The 21623-nt window shown below is 43.3% G+C and carries 8 protein-coding genes; 5 read left to right on the top strand and 3 right to left on the bottom strand.

Annotation, left to right across the window (positions count from 1 at the left end; translation table 11 throughout):
* Positions 1 to 147 precede the first annotated feature (147 nt).
* Complete coding sequence (locus FFM84_RS16065; RefSeq protein WP_165444364.1) at positions 148 to 318, top strand: hypothetical protein; 171 nt, start codon at positions 148 to 150, stop codon at positions 316 to 318.
* Between the two features lie 53 nt (positions 319 to 371).
* On the opposite strand, the gene FFM84_RS02675 is transcribed toward FFM84_RS16065, so the two are convergent.
* The 3 genes from FFM84_RS02675 to FFM84_RS02665 form a co-directional block, all read right to left on the bottom strand.
* Positions 372 to 6611 carry a BspA family leucine-rich repeat surface protein gene (locus FFM84_RS02675; RefSeq protein WP_165450240.1) on the bottom strand — a complete coding sequence of 2080 codons (6240 nt, stop codon included), beginning with the start codon at positions 6609 to 6611 and terminating at the stop codon, positions 372 to 374.
* 477 nt (positions 6612 to 7088) lie between these two features.
* Complete coding sequence (locus FFM84_RS02670) at positions 7089 to 10763, bottom strand: BspA family leucine-rich repeat surface protein (protein ID WP_130843537.1); 3675 nt, start codon at positions 10761 to 10763, stop codon at positions 7089 to 7091.
* A 476-nt stretch (positions 10764 to 11239) separates the two neighbouring features.
* Positions 11240 to 15733, bottom strand: coding sequence for a BspA family leucine-rich repeat surface protein (locus FFM84_RS02665; RefSeq protein ID WP_130843538.1), 4494 nt, complete (start codon positions 15731 to 15733; stop codon positions 11240 to 11242).
* Positions 15734 to 16393: 660 nt separating this feature from the next.
* Here FFM84_RS02665 and FFM84_RS02660 point away from each other — a divergent pair.
* The 4 genes from FFM84_RS02660 to FFM84_RS02645 all read left to right on the top strand — a co-directional run bounded on the left by FFM84_RS02660 (position 16394) and on the right by FFM84_RS02645 (position 21608).
* Positions 16394 to 18883 carry an MSCRAMM family protein gene (locus FFM84_RS02660; protein WP_130843539.1) on the top strand — a complete coding sequence of 830 codons (2490 nt, stop codon included), beginning with the start codon at positions 16394 to 16396 and terminating at the stop codon, positions 18881 to 18883.
* Positions 18884 to 19064: 181 nt separating this feature from the next.
* Positions 19065 to 19808, top strand: coding sequence for a metal ABC transporter ATP-binding protein (locus FFM84_RS02655; RefSeq protein WP_130843540.1), 744 nt, complete (start codon positions 19065 to 19067; stop codon positions 19806 to 19808).
* On the top strand, positions 19805 to 20674 hold the full coding sequence (locus FFM84_RS02650) for a metal ABC transporter permease (protein ID WP_130843541.1): 870 nt from the start codon (positions 19805 to 19807) through the stop codon (positions 20672 to 20674). The genes FFM84_RS02655 and FFM84_RS02650 overlap by 4 nt, the downstream gene beginning before the upstream one ends.
* On the top strand, positions 20667 to 21608 hold the full coding sequence (locus FFM84_RS02645) for a metal ABC transporter solute-binding protein, Zn/Mn family (RefSeq protein WP_371852212.1): 942 nt from the start codon (positions 20667 to 20669) through the stop codon (positions 21606 to 21608). The genes FFM84_RS02650 and FFM84_RS02645 overlap by 8 nt, the downstream gene beginning before the upstream one ends.
* Positions 21609 to 21623: the final 15 nt, after the last annotated feature.

The following is a 21623-nucleotide window of genomic DNA, read 5'->3' as shown; positions in this document are numbered from 1 at the left end:
AATCAACGATTTCATCAATTCGTTGATTAATCATCGTTTTAGCTAAACTGTTGATTGTCGTGTTAGCCACTGTCGTCTAGACTATAACTTGTCGCTGGCACTTAGTCAATTAGGCTTGACTGTCTAATCAAAGGAGTTTTATAAAACATGTTAACGAAATATAAAATTGGTGATTTGGTTTTTGCTAAACTTGGGACATTGCCACTTGTTGGTACTGTCGTTTATTTGGATAAAAAAGGGGCACAGTATCTGGTTCGTTTCAGCGCAACGCAACAGTTGTATTACGCCGAAACCGATTTGACCCCTTATCACAACTAACCGAAAAAGCCACGATTCATCTGAAATCTGATGAGTCGTGGCTTTTGCTTATTTTATTGATGACGTCGTTTTCGATCAACTAACCCTAAACTACCTAGCAAACCGCTAAATGCTAACAATAAGCTACCAATCAAAGTGGGTGTTTTAACGTCACTTTCATCAGTTTGAGGTAACGTTTTGGCCGTTGCGTGAGTTGCTACGGTGGTCGTTTGCATCGTAGTCCGGATAGTCGCTCCTGCTGCCGCATTACAGGAATGGTCAGTTGTCGCCTTAGTCACCTGTACTAATGGCACGCCTTGTGACACGGCACTGCCAATTAATTGACCAGCTTGTGACGCACCGCTACCTGCCTGACTAGCCGTTGACTGACCTGGCTTGATCGCACTGGTAGCCGCTGAACGATCCGCAGAAGTCGCTTGACTTGGCGCCGCACTGCCCGTGTTCGTATTGTCACCACTGTCGGGTGTTGTTGTACCACCATTATCTGTCGTCGAATCAGCTACGACCGTTACTGTGGTTTGTGCTTGGTGTGTTTGACCAGTCGTATCAACAAAACTATAGGTCACGAGATAAGTGCCCGCTTTGGTCGTCTCAACACTCGTTACTGGTTGACCATTTTGCATAATTGTTACCGTCACACTGCTTGGGTCAACCGTCCCACCATCAGTATTAATAGCCGTTAATATCGCGCTTGCTGGGTCCCAAGTCGTGCCAGCGGTTACCGTAATGGCTGGTGTCACTTCCAATGTGGCTGCATTAGGTGTCACAGTAATCGTTTGCGTCACCGTCGTATCCGAGCCTAATTGATTTTTAAAGCGATAAGTGACTTCATAGGTGCCCGCTTGGTTAGTGTCAACACCAGACACGGTTTGCCCGTCTTTAGTCACGGTAATCGTAACCTTGTCCAAATTAACCGCTGACCCATCAACATCGGTCACACTAGTTAAATTATCACTTGGCGTCCAGCTTGAACCAGCCGTAATTGTGGTCTGATCGGTTAACTTAATCGCCGCGTCATTTGGTAAAACGGTAATCGTTTGCGTAGCGGTTGTATCCGAGCCTTGTTGATTTTTAAAACGATAAGTCACTTCATAAGTTCCTGGCTGAGTCATATCAACATCAGGAACCGTTTGTCCATTCTGAGTCACCGTGTACGTGACTTGATCAGTGACGTCACTGCCATCAATATCCGTAGCTTTAGTCACATTATCGGATGGCGTCCAAGAATCACCGACATAAAAGGTGGTATTATCAGCCAAATCAATCATGTCATTATCCGCAACGACCGTTAAGGTAATCGTCTTCGTTTGGACTTGTTGATTGACATCGGTAAACTGATAAGTCACTTCATAGGTACCCGGCTTGCTTGTATCTATGACTGGGACCGTTTCACTCGCACTGTTTTTAATTGTACTCGTGACTTGACCTATCACGTCATCGCCATCCGAATTAATCGCACTAATTAAACTTGTCGTCGGCGTCCAGGCAGTATCGCCAACATAAATCGTGGTATCGTCAGCGGTAATGGCGCCAGTGACGGCCTTCACGGTCACCGTTGAAGTCGTGCTGATCGTTTGACCATTGCCATCATTAAAAGCGGTGGTGACTTCATAAGTCCCAGCAACATTGGGATCAACACTAGTTGTTGGTTCACCGTTAAGCGTATAGGTCGTGGTTAATTCTTTCGCCGGTACATCGGTTCCGTCAGCGTATTTCGCCGTAACAGCGCTTAATGTGTAAGCATCACCGGCGTAAATCGTTTGATCAGAACTCGTGATTGCGCCATCTTTCGCAACAACCGTCACTTGTGAAGTGCCAGTCACCGTCTTCCCATTTTGGTCAGTAAAACTGGTTTCAATGGTGTAAGAACCAGTCTTAGTCGTATCGACTTGGTCAACGGGTTCGTTTGTCTCATTATCAATAATGGTCGTGGTTAGCTGGTCGCTTGGCACGGTTGATCCATCTTGATATTTCGCCGTAATCGTATTTGGCGTATACGTATCGTCAACGTATAACGTTTGATCAGTGCCAGTATTAATGGTCGTCTCCGCCGTTTTTACGGTGACCGTTGATGACGCTGATTGGCTGGTTCCCGACTGATCCGTAAAACTAGTCGTAATCGTATAAATACCGGCGGTACTCGTATCAACTTGTGTTACCGGCGTTGATGTGGCAGTTGCATCAGTTTGATACGTGATCTTAGTTGTCACTTTATCTGATGGGACACTAGTGCCATCCGCATAAGTCGTGGTTACGATATTTGGTGTATAAGTCGCATCTACATACAAGGTCTGATCCGGACCAGGCGTTACTGCAACACTTTTATCAACAACGGTGACCGTTGAAGTACCGGTTTGCATTTGACCACTCGCATCTTTAAACGTTGACGTAATCGTGTATACCCCAGCCTTGGTTAAATCAACGTCAGTGACGCTGCTCTTGTTGCCGGCAGTATCCATATATTGATACGTCGTTGTGAGATCGCTACTATCAACCGTTGTGCCATTAGCGTATTTTGCCGTAATGGTATTGGCTGTATAAGGATCATTGGAATATAACGTTTGATCAGGGCCAGCGTCAACAGCCGTCGTTGCATCGACAATGGTCACTTTAGATAATCCAGTCTGCGTCTCACCATTCATATCCTCAAAACTAGTGGTAATCGTATACGTTCCGGCTGGTGTTGATGGCTCAATCCGGTCAACAATATTTCCGTCAGCATCCTTAATCACTGTGGTCACGGTTGCTGTGGTGGCTTTCCCATTTGGTTCAGTTGTCGTCACGGTATTTGGCGTGTAAGTGTCATTATTGTAGATCACTTGATTATCACCGGCATTGACCGCTGAATCACGATCAGTAATGACAACAGTAGTCGTTGCCGTGTGGGTATTCCCCTGCTTATCCGTAAAACTGTAAGTCACATCATAAGTGCCAGCAGTTGCCGTATCGACTATATCAACCGACTGACCATCCTTCGTAACGGTGACATGAACATCGTCAGTACCAGATCCGATAGTAACTTTTGACCCATCCACATCGGTTGCCGTATCTAAGCCCGCGCTTGGGGTCCACCCACTACCAGTATAAAGATAGGTTGGATTGGTTTTTACAGTAAGCGCGGCTTGATTTGCAACTACGGTAACATGGGCTGTTGCGGAGTGAATGAGGTTATTCATAGCCTGATCATTATAAGTATAAGTAATTGCATAAAGTCCAGCCGAATCATTGTTAGTTAAATCAATCGTTGTGCCACTATAAGCGACACCATTTTTTGTGATAGTAACCGTCACATTAGCATTATCAGCAGTTAGCTCATTACCATAATAATCAGTACTAGTTGATGATAGCCCTTGATCCTCAGTCCAAGTCGCAGCATCACCGGTCGCTTCGGGATTGACCGTGACGGTGATCGGATCGGCAACGACTAAGTTGGTTTGATTAGCCAGAATGGTATACGTGTCAGCTACCGCAGTGGTTGGTGTACTGTAAAGCGTGGTTAAATTGCTACTACTGTATTGGGCTGATTTTTCAGCATTAATCCAATGGTCAGTATAGGCCTCAGTTGCCTTTAACGTATATAGGCCTGCGCTCCCAGTAGAATTACTTAATAAAGTGCTACTACCCAAAGTAAGGGTTCTTAAACTATTAGCACCGGTCAACATTCCTGTTAGAACGGTACTGTCACTCATTGTAAAGTTGCCAATATTTAAAGTCGTTAATTTAGCGTCACCATTAAACATATTGACCATAGTTGTTACGTTACCGGTATTAAATCCTGAAAGATCCAATGATGTTAGACTAGCATTACCATAAAACATGTACGCCATACTAGTCACTTTGCTCGTATCCCAAAAGGTCCCAGTATCTGGATTAGTAAAACTTAGGCTGGTTAAATTCGTATCATTTTGAAAGAGGTACCCCATAAAAGTGACGTTTGCCGTATTCCACTTAGACACATTCAAAGTCGTTAGCTTTAATCCGGATAACGTGTTGTTCAGCGAGATCACTTGGCTTGTATCCCAAACGTCAATTGGTAATGCCGTCAAACTGCTGTCATTAGCAAAGGTGCTAACTAAATTGGTTACCTTACTAATATCCCATACAGTTTTACCACTTTTAACGGTAGTGCCAACGGCTAATGCAGTCACACTAGTCATTCCAGAAAATGTTGAATTAAGACTAGTGACCTTACTCGTTACCCACCCGGATACATCCAACGTTTTTAAACTGCTGACACCAGAAAATGTTGCGATCAATGAAGTGACATTGCTAGTATCCCAGTTTGAAACATCAAGCGTTGTTAGGCCTTTATCATAAGAAAACATGTTGCCCATGTCAGTAACCTTGCCGGTATCCCAGCTGCCAACAGCCAAAGTCGTTAAAACAGTATTGGGATGGGTTGAAAGCATACCGAACATGTATTGCATGCTGGTAACATTGCTAGTATCCCAACTGGAAACATCAAGTGTAGCCAGGTTATAGTCTTGATAAAACATATGATTCATATTGGTAACACTACTTGTATCCCAGTTTGACGTGTTAACGGTTATTAAACTAGTGTCACTGGCAAACATATACTGCATATCTTGTACATTAGCTGTATTCCAAGTATTGCCACTAGTTGACGTTCCACGCTCACCTAATGAGGTTAAGCTGGTATCGTTGGCAAACATATATGCCATTCCGGCTTTGGTAAGCGGAGTACTGGTACTTGTCACCGTACCAGTACCAACTGCGCTAGTATCCCAATTAGAGACGTCAATGGTCTGTAGACTTGATGCACCATTAAACATCGCATTCATATTGCCGACCTTGCCGGTGTTCCAACTAGCGACATTTAGCGTTGCCAGGTTGGTTGTCCCGTTAAACATATAAGACATATCAGTGACATTGCTGGTATCCCACTTATCAACTGATAACGCTGTTAACGCACTGTCACCAGAAAACATGTAAGCCATATTTGTTACATTACTCGTATCCCAGCCGGAAACATCAAGTGTTGTTAAGGCAGCATTACCCCAAAACATGTTAGCCATATTAGTGACCTTACTAGTGTCCCAGTTAGAAACATCTAGCTCAGTTAGCGCCGCCGTGTTATTAAACATATCGGCCATGTTCGTCACGTTACCAGTCTGCCATTTATCAACATCGATACTCGTTAACGCTGTGTCACCACGAAACATTTGGAACATCGTTGTGGCGGCACTTGTATCAAAATTATCAGCATTTTCAACAGTCGTTAAGCTGGTCATCCCAGAAAACAAATCGGCTGAAACGGCGGCCGCTTTTACTGTGCTATCAAAAATAACGGTTTTAACTTGAGTTGCGATACTAGCCCAAGGACTCGTATAGCTTCCATTCCCATTAGAAACGGTATTATCCAACCCACCGCCGTTACCAGTAATAGTCAACACACCCGTTGTGCTATCAAAAGTCCATGTTGCACCAGCTGTGAATGACCCACTAACCGTGGTTGCTGCAGCCGCCGTAGCAACGGCATCGCTTCGTAATAAACTGCCTCTGTCAACTAAGGTTTCTGCAGTCGCCACATTGGCAACAACTGGGGCGTTAACTGTTGTGGTTGTCCCATCAGTTAGGCCAGCTGTGTTGCTATTAATGTTCGTTAAATTAGCCGTAGCGGTCGTTACATCAGACACCGAGGTTTCATTTGCTGACGTGTTTGAATCATCATTCGTCGATGTAGCTGACTCATTGCTGGCGACGTTGCTACTTGAAGTATTAACCGTTGTTGTATCACCACTGCTAGTGTTACTTTCATCGCTAGCAGCCGTACTCAAACTACTACCAGTTTCACTTTTCGTTGCGCCGCTGGTTGTACTCGACTTGCTATCGCTAGTTTGTGTCGCTTCACCACTCGTATTGTCGTTACTTTTTTGACTGCTGGCATCGGTGGTACTACTGGTCGCATCCGCTTTGGTTGTCGCAGTTGAAGAATCATCAGTACTTGTTTCTTTAGTAGCCGTACTTGTTGAACTGGCGCTTGTCGAAGTATCATCACTAGTTGAAGTGGCTGTACTACTTGAACTACTAGTAGAATTATTAGTTGCTGAACTATTGCTCAGTGTGACGGTTTTACTGGCAAGATCTGATGAATCGGTTGTGCTACTCGTATTAGCATCGCTACTTGATTGATCTGTGTTATCTGCTTGAGCTGCTGGATAACTAAGTTGCCAAGTGAAAACGGTCACACCAGCAAATAGCCAAAAGCGCCCTTTTTTATACATTTTATAATGTACTTTTGGCGTCGTGTTTAGTTGATGATCTTTTTGCATCATTAAGTCCCCTTTTATTGGGTAAGTTATCGCGCTAACTCACGATAATGCCGATTAATTAATAAGTTTATTACATTAATTATTTCACACTAATTAGTATAGTCTGACAGTAGCACTAATTTCAACTAATTTTGTCGTCAAAACCGCGTGGCTATACGTTTTATAATAGTGTCAACGTTGCACAAACACTGGGAAAAGTGGGCTGCTAATTTTGACGATGACACCTCTCAAAAGGATAAATTCCATTAATTTTATGTTCTAAATTTTTTAAGTTATGCAGGTATTTAAGGATTAAACAATTATTTAATTCATATGAACATTAAGATTAATTATAAAAATAGACTACTAACTCACAACTATTCAGTTAGTTAACTACTATAACTAAAATCAACTCAAATAATTATTATTTTTTGTTTTTTTCTATTTTATATTAAAAGAAGTCAACCCAATTGTGGTTTGACTTCTTTTAATAGCATCTTAACGTTGACGCCGTTTCCGATCTGCGGCAATGCCAAACGTTCCTAGCCCTAACCAAAGACCTAATAAACCGACCCACTTAGTTGGTGTGGTTTCATCAGTTTGTGGTAATTGTTGGCTAGTTTTGACTGGTGTCGGCTTAGTTTTTGAATGCTTAACCGTTGATGTGTTGGTCAGCTCAATTGTAGCGGCTTGTGGCGGCATCATTGTTAATGTTTGTTGATTAGTCGCAATAGTTGCCCCAGCCGGAGTCGTTACAGTAGTCACCTTTTGTTGTGGTTGTTTAACAGTTGTTTTCAATACTGCAGCTTGGCTCCCATTTGATGGAGTTGTTTCTGATTGATTCGTCGCATCAACTGGATCCGATGAATCGCCTTTTCCGGGATCACTTGGTGTCGAGGGATCTGGGTCTGGAACGATTGGATCTGGTGTCCCTGTTGAATCAGCTTTAACGGTCACCGTAATCGTTTGACTCGCCTGATTACCGTAGAGATCAGTGTATTGATAGGTTACTTGATACTGACCAGCTTTCGATAAGTCAACTTTGTCGGCCCCAATGACGGTAACTTGACTCAATGCGACGGCTTTACCAGTTGCATCAGTCGCACTGATAAAACTATCAGCAGCGGTCCAACTACTATCTTGGTCTACCGTTTTGTCTTTAGCGTCGATGCTGACTTTTGTTGCAACAACGGTCACTGTGATCGTCTTAGTGACCAGATTTTGATAAGCATCGACATATTGATACGTCACTTGATACTGACCGGGCTTTTTCACATTAACCGAACTTGAATCACTAACGGTTACCGCCGTTAAATCTCCGGTGGTACCAGCTGCGGTCGTGACTGAATCCAAACTATCACTTGCCTGCCAAGCTTGACCTTGCATGATCGTTGTATCATGCGCATCAATACTAGCTTGAGTGGCAACGACAGTTAGCGTAATCGTCTTTGTCGCAACATTATTGTAAGCATCGGTGTACTGATAGATCACTTGATATTGCCCCGGCTTTTTCGTGTCGATCTGATCGGCATTTAAGATCGTTACTTTTGACGAATCGCCTGTCGTGCCATCAGCGGCCGTCACACTGATCAAATTATCAGATGGCTTCCAAGTCTGACCTTGAATAATCGTCGAGTCTTTCGCATCCACAGCGACTTGGCTATTCACGACTGTCACTGTAACGGTTTGTGAAAAGGCATTGCCCGCACTGTCTTTAAAACTGTAAGTGACGGCATAAGTCGACCCAACTTTGCTTGTGTCAACTAGGTTATTACCCGTAACGGTTAGTTGACTGAAATCGAGTGGTTGACCATTCGCGTCAGTCGCACCTTTGAAATTATCTTCGGCCGTCCAAGTTTGCCCTTTAATCACAGTACTACTTTCAACATTCAGCGTTGCCTGCGTTTCTAAAACAGTGATCTTTGCGACCGCTGTGAAAAAGGCGCCATTGATATACGTGACATAGTAAGTCCCGGCCTTGCTCGTATCAACAGTTCCGTCAGTCGTTATATCAGCTACACCTAACTCCTGACCATCGGAATCGGTGGCACTCACAAAGTTATCTTTGACCTTCCAAGTATTGGTTGGCGTTTGCGTCACCGTCGTATCTTGAACCTTGATGCTACTTTTATTTTCTTGCCAGGTATACGTATCCGCAACTGCGGTTGTTGATCCGGCTTGGTACAAGGCCATTAATTCCGCTGAAGTGAATTTTTGACCAGCAGTATTCAACCAATAACCGGTGTAAGCTGCATTGTTAGGTACAGCCTGCAATCCAACACTAGTAGTGTCATCTTGAAGGACCGAATTACGTCCTAATGTTATTTTTTTCAGGGCCGTATCTCCGATAAAAATTGACTTAAAATTAGTCAACTGACTAGTATCCCAGTTACTGATATCAATAGTCTCTAAATTGTAATTCCAGCCAAATAGATATGCCGCGTTTTGTAAACTATGCGTATCCCACGAGCTGACGTCTAAGTTAGTTAGCTGCATGTCATATAGAAACATGTTTTGCATAGTTGTGATATTACCAGTTTGCCACTTAGAAACATCTAAAGTAGTTAAACTACGACAGTTATAAAACATTTGAAAAGCAAGCGTTACTTGGCCTAGATTCCAATTAGTCGTATTACCAACAGTAACTAAACTTTCGCAGTTATAAAACATATTGTACGTAAACTCCATATTAGTTAGCTGCCAATTACCAGTTGTTAGTGTAACCAAACTAGTATCACCACTAAACATCCCATTCACGTCAAAAACATTACTCATATCCCAGCCGCTTAGATCAAGGGTCTTTAAACTCGATACGTTCGTAAACATCCCTTGCATTCTTGTGACCTTACTTGTGTTCCAGTTGGCCAACTTTAAACTGGTTAAGCTCGAATCGCCATAAAACATCGAGACGAAGCTATCAACGCTTCCCGTCTGCCAATTAGTCAAATCCAAGCTTTCTAAACTACTACAGTACATGAACATACGATCAACATCTGTCAGTTGACTCGTATTCCACTGACTTATATCTAGTTGCGTCAAACTACTACAGCCGTAAAAAGCTTCAGTCATATCTTTCACTTGTTCAGTATGCCATTGCGCAACGTTTAGTTCAGAAAGACTTGAATCACCACTGAACATGGCATTAATTGAAGTCACCTTGCTGACATCCCAACTTGATAAGTCTAAGGAGGTTAAACTTGTATCGTTCAAGAACATGAGCGCAAGCGAGGTGGTTTGACTGATGTCAAGCTGTTCAGGATTAGTAATGGTGATCAGATTCTTCAAATTACTAAATAAACTGTCGGCAATAACTGGCGCGGTGACCGTGCCTTCAAAGGTAATCGTTTTAATACGATCAGCATAACTGTCCCAACTACCTACAGCCAAGGTTCCAGTTCCGATATATAACGTATCCGTACTATCAATTCGCCAAGCAGCCGTTCCGGAAGTTCCGCTAGCGATATCACTCGCCACTGTCGCCGCCCGCAGCAAGGCTGCACGTTGGTTAGTCACTTGTTGATCTTGAGTTGTGGCGGCTAGTGCAACATCTTGGGTTGCCATCGCTACATCACTAGCTGTACTTATTGTTGAAACAGCTTCACTTGTTGGTGCCTGTACCTGACTTACGGTTTCAATATCAGCCGATGCAGCACTTGATGCTTGGTTAGTTGTGGCCGCACTGGTCGCTGATGAATCAGTTGCCGAGGTATTAGTCTGATTAGTTGCGCTGTTAGCGGATTCACTACTGTTAGCAGCTGATTGAGCCGTACTTTGACTAGTAACTGCACTAGTTGTTTGTTGACTAGCCTGACTGGTCGTCGTTGAACTAGTTGCTGAAGTAGCTGTTTGTGCTGTTTGTTCACTAGTAGTTGCTGTGCTTTCACTAGTTGTGCTAGTACTTGCCCCAGCACTCGTATTCGTTGTAAGACTTGCCGAACGACTAGTAGTTTGACTGATTGTCGCAGTTTGACCGACTGTTGTCGTTTGATTAGCGGTTACCTGATTGTCATCGGTCGTGCTATCCGTTGTCGCAGTTTGAGCATTGGCCGTTTGACCTTGCCCGGCAATCCCCATTACAACAATTCCTGCAAATAGCCAGAAACGACCTTTTTTATACATTTTATAATGTAATTTTTGATTGGTTGATGTCAAAAGTTGCTGATTTTTTGGCATTTTGAATTCCCCCTTATTGGGTTAATCATGGCCTTAACTGGCATTGACGTAACCAAATGATCAAATTGCTTTACACCGATAGTATAGGCTGTTAATTTAGTTGCTTCAACTGATAATAGTCGTCAAACGGCATAATAACGGGCTTTTTAGCAATGATTTTCTATGCTACATCTGGAAAGAACTGGTTGTTTTCCGAGAAGATTTGCCCCCAAAATTTGGATAAACTATCGATAATTTTGCAACTATTATCAAGATATTTATGCTTTGTATTTGTTAACTTCTAAGGCTAACTAATACGTCAGTAAATATAAACATTAAATCGTTATTATTTTTTTGTGAAAAATCATAAAAAACACCAATTTGGTTAACTACTATAATCAAAAATAATTAAAAATTTATCGCTTTATACATGATAGGCAATAAAAAAAATCAGCAAACCAACAAGACGTGGTTTACTGATTTTTTAAGATTAATATCTAATTATGCCGCCGCTTACGACTCCCTGCTAAGCCTAAGGTACTTAAGCCTAACAATAAGCCAAGTAAGCCGGCTGATTTTGGTGTGGTTTCGTCAGTTTGTGGTAATTGTTGTGCTTGCGTTGCGGTTGGTTTAGTCATGTCTGGTCGGTTAGCCATCGTTTTGACCATTGGTTGACTGCTTGACTGCTTAGTAGCAAGCGTTTTTGTTGGTTTTTGACCAGTTGACACCGTAGCACCAGTCCAAGTAGTGGTCGTGGTAGCCGCCTTAGCTTTCGGTTTAGCACTAGCCACCGTAATCGTGGCACCTTGTGCCTCACTCGTTGGTTCAGTGGCTTGAGAACTTATTTGATCAGCGGCACTAGTTGCTGGCGTTTGATCAACTGGCGCACTTGATGTGTTGTTATCATCCGGTTGCGTTGGTGTGATCACATCAGGATTACCAGTGTCAGTAGTGGCTTTAACCGTCAAAGTCACGACTTGACTAACAACATTGCCGTATGCATCAGTATATTGATATGTTAGTGAATATTGACCGGCTTGCGCCAAATTAACTTTGTCCGCACCAAGGACCTTAATTTGGTTAAAATCAACGGCTTTACCAGCTGCATCAGTCGCACTCACAAAGTCATCAACGGCTGTCCACTTAGTATTTTGATCAACGGTGACATTCTTAGCTTTAACACTAGCTTTGGTAGCGACAACCGTTAAAGTAATGGTTCTTGTGACCACATTACCATAGACATCCGTATATTGATAAGTGACTGAGTATTGACCTGGCTTTTTAACGTTAACGGCCGTAGCTTCGCTAATCATGACATCTGGTAAATGACCTTTGGCACCAGTCGCTGTTGTGACACTATCTAAGCTATCACTTGGTTCCCAAGTTTGACCTTGAATAATCGTGGTGTCATGCGCTTCAACTTTAGCCTGAGTAGGCACAACAGTTACGATAACTGTTTGGGTGGCAACATTACCATAAGCATCGGTATATTGATACGTCACTTGGTAATCACCAGGTTGTTTAACGTTAACTTGATCAGCATTCAACACCTTGACAGCGGTTAAATCACCAGTTGTGCCGTCAGCGTTGGTGGCACTAACTAAATTATCTTTAGCAGACCAAGCCTGCCCTTGAATAATCGTCGTTGCTTTAGCATTAACGGCAACTTGACTCTTAACGACCGTCACATTAATGGTCTGAGTCTTCACATTGCCACTAGCATCAGTGTATTGATATGTGACCGCATAAGTTCCAAGTTTGCTCGTATCAACTTGATCATCATCAGTGACCTTGACTTGTCCAAAGTCCACCGTTTGACCAGTCGCATCGGTCGCGCTCACAAAACTATCTTGAGCTTGCCATGGTTGACCTTGAATCACGGTTGTATCATGCGCGCCAACACTTGCTTGTGTTGCTTGAACCGTAATCGTTGCAACACCGGTATAGAATGCACCGTTTTCGTAAGTCACATAGTAGACATTTGGTTTGCTCGTATCTACTGAACCCTCAACAACCAAATCAGCTAGAGTCAATGGTTGACCATTGTTGTCGGTCGCACTGACGAAGTTGTCGCCAGCTTGCCACGTATTGGTTGGTGTTTGCATGATTGTTAAATCTTTAACGACTAAACTACTCTGATTGATTTGCCAAGTATACGTATCGGCGACAGCGGTCGTTGAATCAGCGGCGTACAGCGCCATCAATTCAGCGGACGTAAAGGTTTGCCCTTCGGTGTTGACCCAAAGTCCGGTGTAACTAGCGTTACTTGGCACTGCAGGTAGCGCGGCACTAACGGTACTACTTTGTAATACGGCATCGGCCCCTAATGTTAGCGTTTGTAACGCGGTGTCACCAGAGAACACGATATTTTGATCGGACGCCCCCCGCATATTAAAGTTAGCTAAATTCAATGTCTTCAATGCAGTATCGCCGAAGAACAACCATTTCATTGTGGTGATCTTGCTGGTATCCCACTTACTTAAATCTTGGCTGGTCATGCTTTGATTATTAACGAACATCCCAGCCACGTTGGTCAAACTGTGAGTGTCCCAATTGCTAGTATCAAGGTTTTCCAAACTAGCAGCCCAATAGAACATATTTTGTGCGGTTTGCAAGTTGCCCGTATCCCATTTGGAAACGTCCAACGTTTTTAAATTAAGCATGTCGTAAAACATATTCCAAGTTGAGGTCAAGCTAGACGTGTCCCAATTTGACACGTCTAAGCTTGTTAGGCCGATATCGTTAATGAACATTTGCGTAGCATCTTGTAAGCTATGAGTGTCCCAGTTGCTGACATCTAGGCTGGTCAACTTCCTGGCATCCATGAACATGTTTTGCATGGTCGTTACATTACCCATCTGCCAATTGCTCGTATCTAAAGTCGATAAAATTCGGCATTCACCAAACATTTGCTTAGCTGATTGTAAGCTGGCTAAACTCCAATTAGTTGAATCTAACGTTGTTAAGACGTAATCATTCATAAACATACTGCCAGCATCGGTTAAACTACTCAGGTCCCAGTTAGCGGTCTGGCTAATTGAGGCTAAATTCCAACAGTCTAAGAACATGTTGTATGCAGCCTTGAGTTTTGGTAAGGTCCAATTATCCGTTTTTAAGGTCACGAGATTATTCGCTTCATCGAACATATTGTCCGCATCAACGACATTACTCGTATCCCAACCGCTTAAATCAAGGCTAGTTAACCCTAAAGTACTGTCAAACATACCACCAGTGTTTTTGACATTGTGTGTGTCCCAATTAGCAACATTTAAACTGGTCAATCCGGTATCGCCACTGAACATAAACATGAAGGTGGTCACATTACCAGTGTTCCAAGCGCTCAAATCTAAACTTGTTAAACCACTGCAGCTGGCCAACATACTGTCCATGACTGTCACTTTACTCGTATCCCAGTTAGCGATATCTAATGTGGTGAGCCCCTTACAACCGCCAAACGTTCCCGACATGTTCGTGACGTTACCGGTATTCCAATTACCGACATCAAGTTGAGTCAGCTTTGAATCACCTGAAAACATTAAGTAAAGTGAGGTTACTTGACTAGTATCCCAATTGCTAACATCTAAAGCTCCAAGACTACTGTTACCATCAAACATTTGTTGCATGTTCGTGACATGACTGGTGTTCCAGTTGCTAACATCAAGACTAGTTAATGCGCCATCTCGATAAAACATGTTCCGCATGTCAGTGGCGCTACTTGTATTCCAACCGGTTGTCTGTAGCGTGGTTAGTGCCTCACACTCATAAAAGGCATCAGAGAAATCAGTGACATGACTAACATCCCAGCCAGCCATATTAACAGTGGCTAATTTGTTATCTAGCCAAAACATACTACGAATATTTGTGACGTTACTAGTGTTCCAAGTGTGTAAATCTACACTCGTCAAACTGGTATCATTAGCAAACATCATTGATACAGTTGTTGTTTGGCTTAAATCTAATTGGTCTGGATTTGTAATGGTCGTTAAATTTTTCAAGCCGCTAAAGAGACCACTAGCATTAACTGGGGCAACTACAGGGCCATCAAAAGTAATAACCTTAATGCTATTAGTATAGTTTTGCCAATCACCAGCCGCTAAAGTCCCAGCCCCCATATGTAACGTTCCAGCACTATCAATCCGCCAATCACAAGTACCAGCTGTCCCGCTGGCAATATCGCTAGCAACCGTAGCAGCCCGCATCAGCAAAGCCCGCTTATTAGTCACTTGTTGATCGTTCGTAGTCGTTGCTGTCAAGGCGACATCCGCACTAGCCACGACAGCAGCTGTGGTTACTGGCGTGGTGACTGTTTCTGCTACTGGTGTTTGAACTTGTGTGTTCGTGGCTAAATCGGCAGTGGCCACATTAGCAGCTTGGTCAGTATTCGCTGATGATGCCGCAGCCGAACTAGCGTTACTCGTTGTATCAGTCGTCTCTGTACTGGCAACTGTTGCGTCAACATTAGCCGAGGTTGCTTGACTGGTGGCTTGACTAGCAGTTGCAGTAGTCGTTGAGGCGGTCGCTTGTGAGGCCGCCTGTTTAGCAGTTGTTGTCTCGGTGGTTGTAGTCGATGTGACACTGTCCTGATTAGTTCCCGCACTCGTGGCCGTTACTGTACTGGAACTAGTGGTTGACGTTTGACTTGAAGTGGCTTGTGAACTTGCACTGGTCGCAGCTGATTGATCATCAGTCGTACTCGTTGCCGCAGTTGCACTAGTGGCAGCGCTATCACTTTGCGCCTGACTATTTGCCGCAGTACTGTCAGTTGAACTGCTCAAGGTGACGCTTGTTGAAGTAGAACTGTCAGCCACCACTTGACTACTACTGCTTTGCGTACTAGTTTCCGTCACTGTATCCGCTTGAATGGCTGCTGCTTGGCCTTGGAAAATCCCTATGACCATCACCCCAGCAAATAACCAAAAGCGACCTTGTTTATACATCTTATAGTGTAGTTGTGTGTTTAAATATGGATTACGTTGATTATGCCGACTCATGATACCGACCCCTTTTTACATTGATATTCGTTAGAATCCCCAGATTTTTATTAAAAAATAAATCATTCCTTATTAATCAACAATAGTATAGTCCCTTAATTGATCGAATTCAATATGAAATCAGTCTACAAACGCTGATGTAGCAACGTTTGTAGCCATAATCATTGCAATACACAACTGGATTAAAATGGTTTTAAATCTAAAGGAGGCCCATCTGATGGCAAATTCACTATTAAAATATATTATAGATATCACTAATTAATTCATGCTTTTTATTGATAATAGGTTAATTTTAAGTTAACCATTTATTAATAATAATTATGCTCGTTTTCATGCTTAGCTCGTTCTACTAACCGCGTAAACTAATCACCCCCTTAAATCAATTATTCCTACTCGAAATATTAAAAAAATAATTTTAGATAATAAGCTAGTACGGTTTTTTCCTTGATCTCACCAGGTTTACTGACGTTTCACTGATAACGTTCGGGCAATATCCTAACTTTGCCATTTGAAATTTCTAAGTTGTGAGTTAGCGCTTAATAAACTATAGTGACTTAAAATTAGTGAATCGGCTGACGAACTTTAAGTTAGCTCTAAACTAATTGTGTTATTTGGGGAATTGTCAAGAAGAGTTACGCATCATCATGGAGGGGATGCTTTATGCGTAGAAAACTAATATCAACATTGCTAATAATCGTGGCGACTTTATTAGCAATCATCACGTTGTCACATACTGCCACAGCGGCCACGCTTCCAGTAAGCGGGTTGCAAGGCGATGACGCCATTGTCACTGATCAAAATGGCAAGGTTGTGACTGATACCACTACCCTTGCAAAGGATACGCCATATGAAATTAGGTACAATTGGCAAATTGCCAGCGATATAACGGTTAAACCTGGCGATACCGCGACCGTCACCCTGCCAAGCGGGTTGGTCGCAAAAGATGATACCAAGATTCCAATCGTTACTGAAGGCGGCGAAACCATCGGGATATTCACGATTAAAGAAGGCAGTACTACTGGGACAATCACCGCCACCCAAACCCTTAACGGCAGTCAGACTTGGCGAGGCTATCTACAATTTTATGGTGAACGTGATAATAGCGGCGCGAGTGATGCAGGTAGTGCAATTTCCAAAGTCGGCGTTATCACCGAGAAAGATGCCAATGGGATGCCAACAAAATTAAAGTGGCAAATCACGATTAACCCAAATAGTCAACCAATTGGGAAAGCCGTTATTACCGATACACTCAGCCCCAATCAGAAATATGTGGACGGTTCCGTTGCGACTGAGATTGGCAAACTAAACATCCTAGGGACGATCCAACCAAATGGAAAAACCGACTTACCAACGGTTGCCGTTAATGGTGATGTTATTACCTTTACTTTTAACGATGTCCAAGACGCCATTCTTTTGTCCTACGCAACCACACCGATTGGGACTGAAAATGGTGGCGGCTTCGGATGGGAAAACACTGCTACACTGAATGGAAAATCCGCTGATGCTTACATTCAGTACGGCGGTACTGGCACCGGTAATGGTGATAATGCGATAGGCGGTGTGACGTTAACTAAAACCGATGCCACTAATGGTCAAGTTTTAGTAGGTGCCGTGTACGAGTTGCAAGACAGTACCGGTAAAGTCATCAAAACTGGTTTAACGACCAACAGCGATGGCACTTTGTCGGTCTCTAATTTACCATTAGGAGATTACCAATTTGTTGAAACCAAAGCGCCGGCTGGATACGAGTTAAATGCTAGCCCCCTAACCTTCACCATCGTTAAGGGCCAGACCGCTAATGTGACCGTTAACGCTAAGGATACTAAAGAGACCCCAACCACTGGTGATGTTCAGTTAACCAAAACTGATCAAGCTACAAAAGCTGTGTTGGCAGGTGCGGTTTACGATCTGAAAGACAACACCGGTAAAGTCGTTAACAGTGGCCTGACAACTAATGCGCAAGGCCAACTAACAGTTAAAGACTTGGCTTTCGGCGATTATAGTTTTGTTGAAACCCAAGCACCAGCTGGTTATGAGTTAAATGCGACCCCACTACCGTTTACAATTGCTAAAGGTCAAACGGCAATGGTCAAAGTGACCGCTACAGATGCCAAAACTCCGGTAGTTTCAACTACTTGCGGTGTCACATTAACCAAGCAAGACGCTAAAACACAACATGCGTTAGCGGGAGCCGTTTATGACTTAAAGGATCAAAATGGTACCGTTATCAAGAGTGGCCTAACGACTGACACTAATGGTCAATTAACGGTGACGGATTTAAAAGCTGGTCAATACAGCTTTGTTGAAACTAAGGCCCCGACCGGCTACGACTTGAACGAAACACCATTACCATTTACTATTACGGACGATCAGACAGCCAATGTCACCGTGACCGCTAAAGATACCAAATCAACCACACCACCAATTGTCGAACCGGCATTAGGATCAGTTACATTGATCAAAAAGGCTGAAGGTACCGACAAACATTTAGCTGGTGCAGTCTACGATTTACAAACCGCGACTGGAAAAGTGATTCAATCGGTCTTAACGACCGATGCAACCGGACAATTGACGGTGACAAAACTCGCCGCTGGTCAATATAAATTTGTTGAAATTAAAGCCCCGGCTGGGTACAAATTAAACCCAACCCCACTGTTATTTACAATTAGTGCGCATCAAACGTCGACCGTTGAAGTCACTGCTATCGATGAGGCTTACCCAAATGATCCAGAAATACCAATTGTCCCCGGTGAACCAGAAATTCCAGTCATCCCTGGCAAACCGGAGGAACCGACAACGCCCACTGAACCAGGCACACCAAGTGAGCCAGAAGTTCCGACAACGCCAACCGAACCGGAAACGCCCACGACACCTAATCGACCAAATGTGCCTAACAAGCCGGGCTATCCATTGACACCGACTTATCCGAGCGCATCGACGCACGGCACGACAACGACGGAAACACCGATGCTGCCAAGCAATGCGCTCAATACCGCAATGACCGGACAAACTGGCATCCCACAAAATGGCCATCAAGGTACTGGATTACCACAAACCAACGAAAGTCAAAATGGGGCATTAGCCCTTTTGGGTGCACTTCTCTTAGCGTTGCTTGGTTTTCTTGGAATTAAGACCTGGCGGCAACATTAACTTTTGAATCCCCCAATGCGCTCTAGCTAGATTCGGTTAGCTAGAGCGTTTTATATTAGTCAAAGTTATAACTATGACCAATAAAAGTTAACCGTGCCTAAAAAATATTTGTGTTAATAATAATTATCGTGTTATTCTTATTGTGAAGATTAATAAAAACTATTTCTTGGAGGCTCTTTTTATGTTATCAATTAAGAACCTCACTGTTGCTTACGATGACACACCAGTCTTAACTGATGTTGCCGTTAATTTTAACGCAGGCAAAATCACTGGTATCATCGGACCAAACGGTGCAGGTAAATCAACTTTAATTAAGGCGATGCTTGGTCTGATCAAATCTAAACACGGTACTGCGACTTACAACGATCAACCGTTAACTGCCGTCCGTCAACAAATTGCGTATGTTGAACAACGCAAAGACATCGATTTAACATTTCCCATCAACGTTTTAGACGTAGTCCTCACCGGGACATATGGTCATTTGGGCCTATTCAAAAGTCCTGGTAAAGCTGAAAAGCAAGCGAGCTTAGCCGCTTTAGCTCAGGTAAGTCTCTCAGATTTCGCGAAACGTCAGATCGGTAACTTATCCGGTGGGCAATTACAACGCGTCTTCGTGGCGCGAGCCATTGTCCAGGCTGCTGAAATTATTATTTTAGATGAACCATTTGTCGGGATCGACTTACAAAGTGAAACGGCGATTGTTCAAATCTTAAAGCAGTGGCGAGATGCCGGTAAAACCATTATTGTCGTTCACCATGATTTAAACAAAGTGACTCGCTATTTTGATGAGTTAGTGATATTAAATCACGGTATCGTGGCGGCTGGGGCCACGACCGACGTTTATAACCCCACTAATATTAGTCAGGCATTCAGTACTGATCTATCATCAGTATTGTTTGATCAACCGGAGGTGCCGCAATCATGACATCTATTGCTAACTTTATTCAAGCTTTAACCAAATACGAATTTTTACAAAGCGCCCTCATGACGGCCATCATGGTCGGGATTATGTCCGGGATCATCGGTAGTTTCATCATTTTGCGCGGCATGTCTTTGATGGGCGATGCAATTTCTCATGCCGTTTTACCGGGGGTCGCGATTGCCTATATCTTAGGTATTAACATTTTAATTGGAGCATCTATTTTCGGCATTTTAGCCGCTCTGCTGATTGGTTTCGTGGCTGCCCACAGTAAAATCAAAACGGATACGTCAATTGGGATTGTCTTTAGTGCTTTTTATGCGTTAGGATTCATCCTGATTTCAATGGCTGAAAGTGCCACAAACTTGCATCATATTCTGTTCGGCAATATTTTGGCCGTTAGTGATAGCGACATGTTAACCACGGCCATCGTCTTATGTATTGTCTTAACGTTTGTTATTTTCTTCTTCAAAGAACTATTAATCACGTCTTTTGATGAAACTTTTGCCCGCACATACGGGTTAAAGACCCAGATGATGCACTATGCCTTGATGTTAGTCTTGACGTTGGTCACAGTTTCTGCGCTACAAACCGTTGGCATTATTTTAGTAGTTGCGATGTTAATTACTCCAGCTGCGACGGCCTTCTTGTGGACGGACCGGTTAGAAACAATGTTGATTCTAGCTGCTGGGATCGGCGTGATCACCTCCATTGCCGGGCTTTACTTGAGCTATTCCTTTAACTGGGCTTCCGGGCCGGCCATCGTCCTTGTCGCTGCGGCGCTCTTCTTGATTTTCTTTGTATGCTCACCCAAACAAGCGTTTATCCGCTTTAAGCGACTTAAAACTAAGGCGGTGTTAGCTCATGATTAAAAAAGTTATCACGGTGTTAGCCGCGTGGATCGTGATTGTCGGTGGTGTGTTCTGGTTTATTCATCGCCAACCTGCTACCCAAACGACGACTCAAAATCACAAATTGCGTGTGGTCACCACTAACTCGATTCTAGAAGATATGGTGCATAACATCGGTAAAGATCGGATTGAGTTATACAGTATCGTCAAGCGTGGGACCGATCCGCATGAGTATGATCCCCGACCACAAGATGTTTCGAAGACAAGCGCTGCGGATCTCGTCTTTCATAATGGCCTTAATTTAGAAACTGGGGGTAGTGGCTGGTTTAAGAAGTTAGTCCAAACGAGTCATAAAACCTTTGGCAAAGATGTCATATCGGCAAGTGGTCAAGTTAAGGCGCTACATTTAACCACAAATGTGAACGAAAAAGATCCACATGCGTGGTTAGACTTGGCTAACGGCATCAAGTACGTCCAAACGATGTCTAAAGCCATGCAAAAAGCTGATCCCAAAAATGCCAAATTTTACCAGCGTAACACAAAAACCTACGTGGCTAAATTACAAAAACTACATGAAACCGCACAATTAAAATTCAAAGATATCCCGGCCAAACAACGGTTACTGGTCACTTCTGAAGGCGCCTTTAAGTATTTTTCAAAAGCTTATCATGTGACTCCCGCTTATATCTGGGAAATCAATACGGAATCACAAGGGACACCGGCACAGATACGATCCGTACTCAAAAAAATCGATAATTCTGATGTCAAAAGTCTCTTTGTCGAATCCTCAGTCTCGCCTAAGTCGATGCAAAAAGTGGCTAAGTCCACTGGCTTAAAAATTCATGCTAAGATTTTTACGGATTCATTAGCTAGCAAGGGATCAACTGGTGATACGTATTACACCATGATGAAATGGAACCTGGATCAAATCTATGGCGGACTCACCAACAACTAAGTTAAACGATAGTTA

It is taken from the genome of Lactiplantibacillus mudanjiangensis, from assembly GCF_005405385.1.
Classification (GTDB): Bacteria; Bacillota; Bacilli; order Lactobacillales; family Lactobacillaceae; genus Lactiplantibacillus; species Lactiplantibacillus mudanjiangensis.
Note: the sequence above shows the minus strand (reverse complement) of the source record. Positions and strands in the feature narration are given on the sequence as shown.

Coding starts and splice junctions, on each gene's coding strand:
- FFM84_RS16065 (WP_165444364.1), top strand. CDS start 148: ATGTTAACGAAATATAAAATTGGTGATTTGGTTTTTGCTAAACTTGGG.
- FFM84_RS02675 (WP_165450240.1), bottom strand. CDS start 6,611: ATGCAAAAAGATCATCAACTAAACACGACGCCAAAAGTACATTATAAA.
- FFM84_RS02670 (WP_130843537.1), bottom strand. CDS start 10,763: ATGCCAAAAAATCAGCAACTTTTGACATCAACCAATCAAAAATTACAT.
- FFM84_RS02665 (WP_130843538.1), bottom strand. CDS start 15,733: ATGAGTCGGCATAATCAACGTAATCCATATTTAAACACACAACTACAC.
- FFM84_RS02660 (WP_130843539.1), top strand. CDS start 16,394: ATGCGTAGAAAACTAATATCAACATTGCTAATAATCGTGGCGACTTTA.
- FFM84_RS02655 (WP_130843540.1), top strand. CDS start 19,065: ATGTTATCAATTAAGAACCTCACTGTTGCTTACGATGACACACCAGTC.
- FFM84_RS02650 (WP_130843541.1), top strand. CDS start 19,805: ATGACATCTATTGCTAACTTTATTCAAGCTTTAACCAAATACGAATTT.
- FFM84_RS02645 (WP_371852212.1), top strand. CDS start 20,667: ATGATTAAAAAAGTTATCACGGTGTTAGCCGCGTGGATCGTGATTGTC.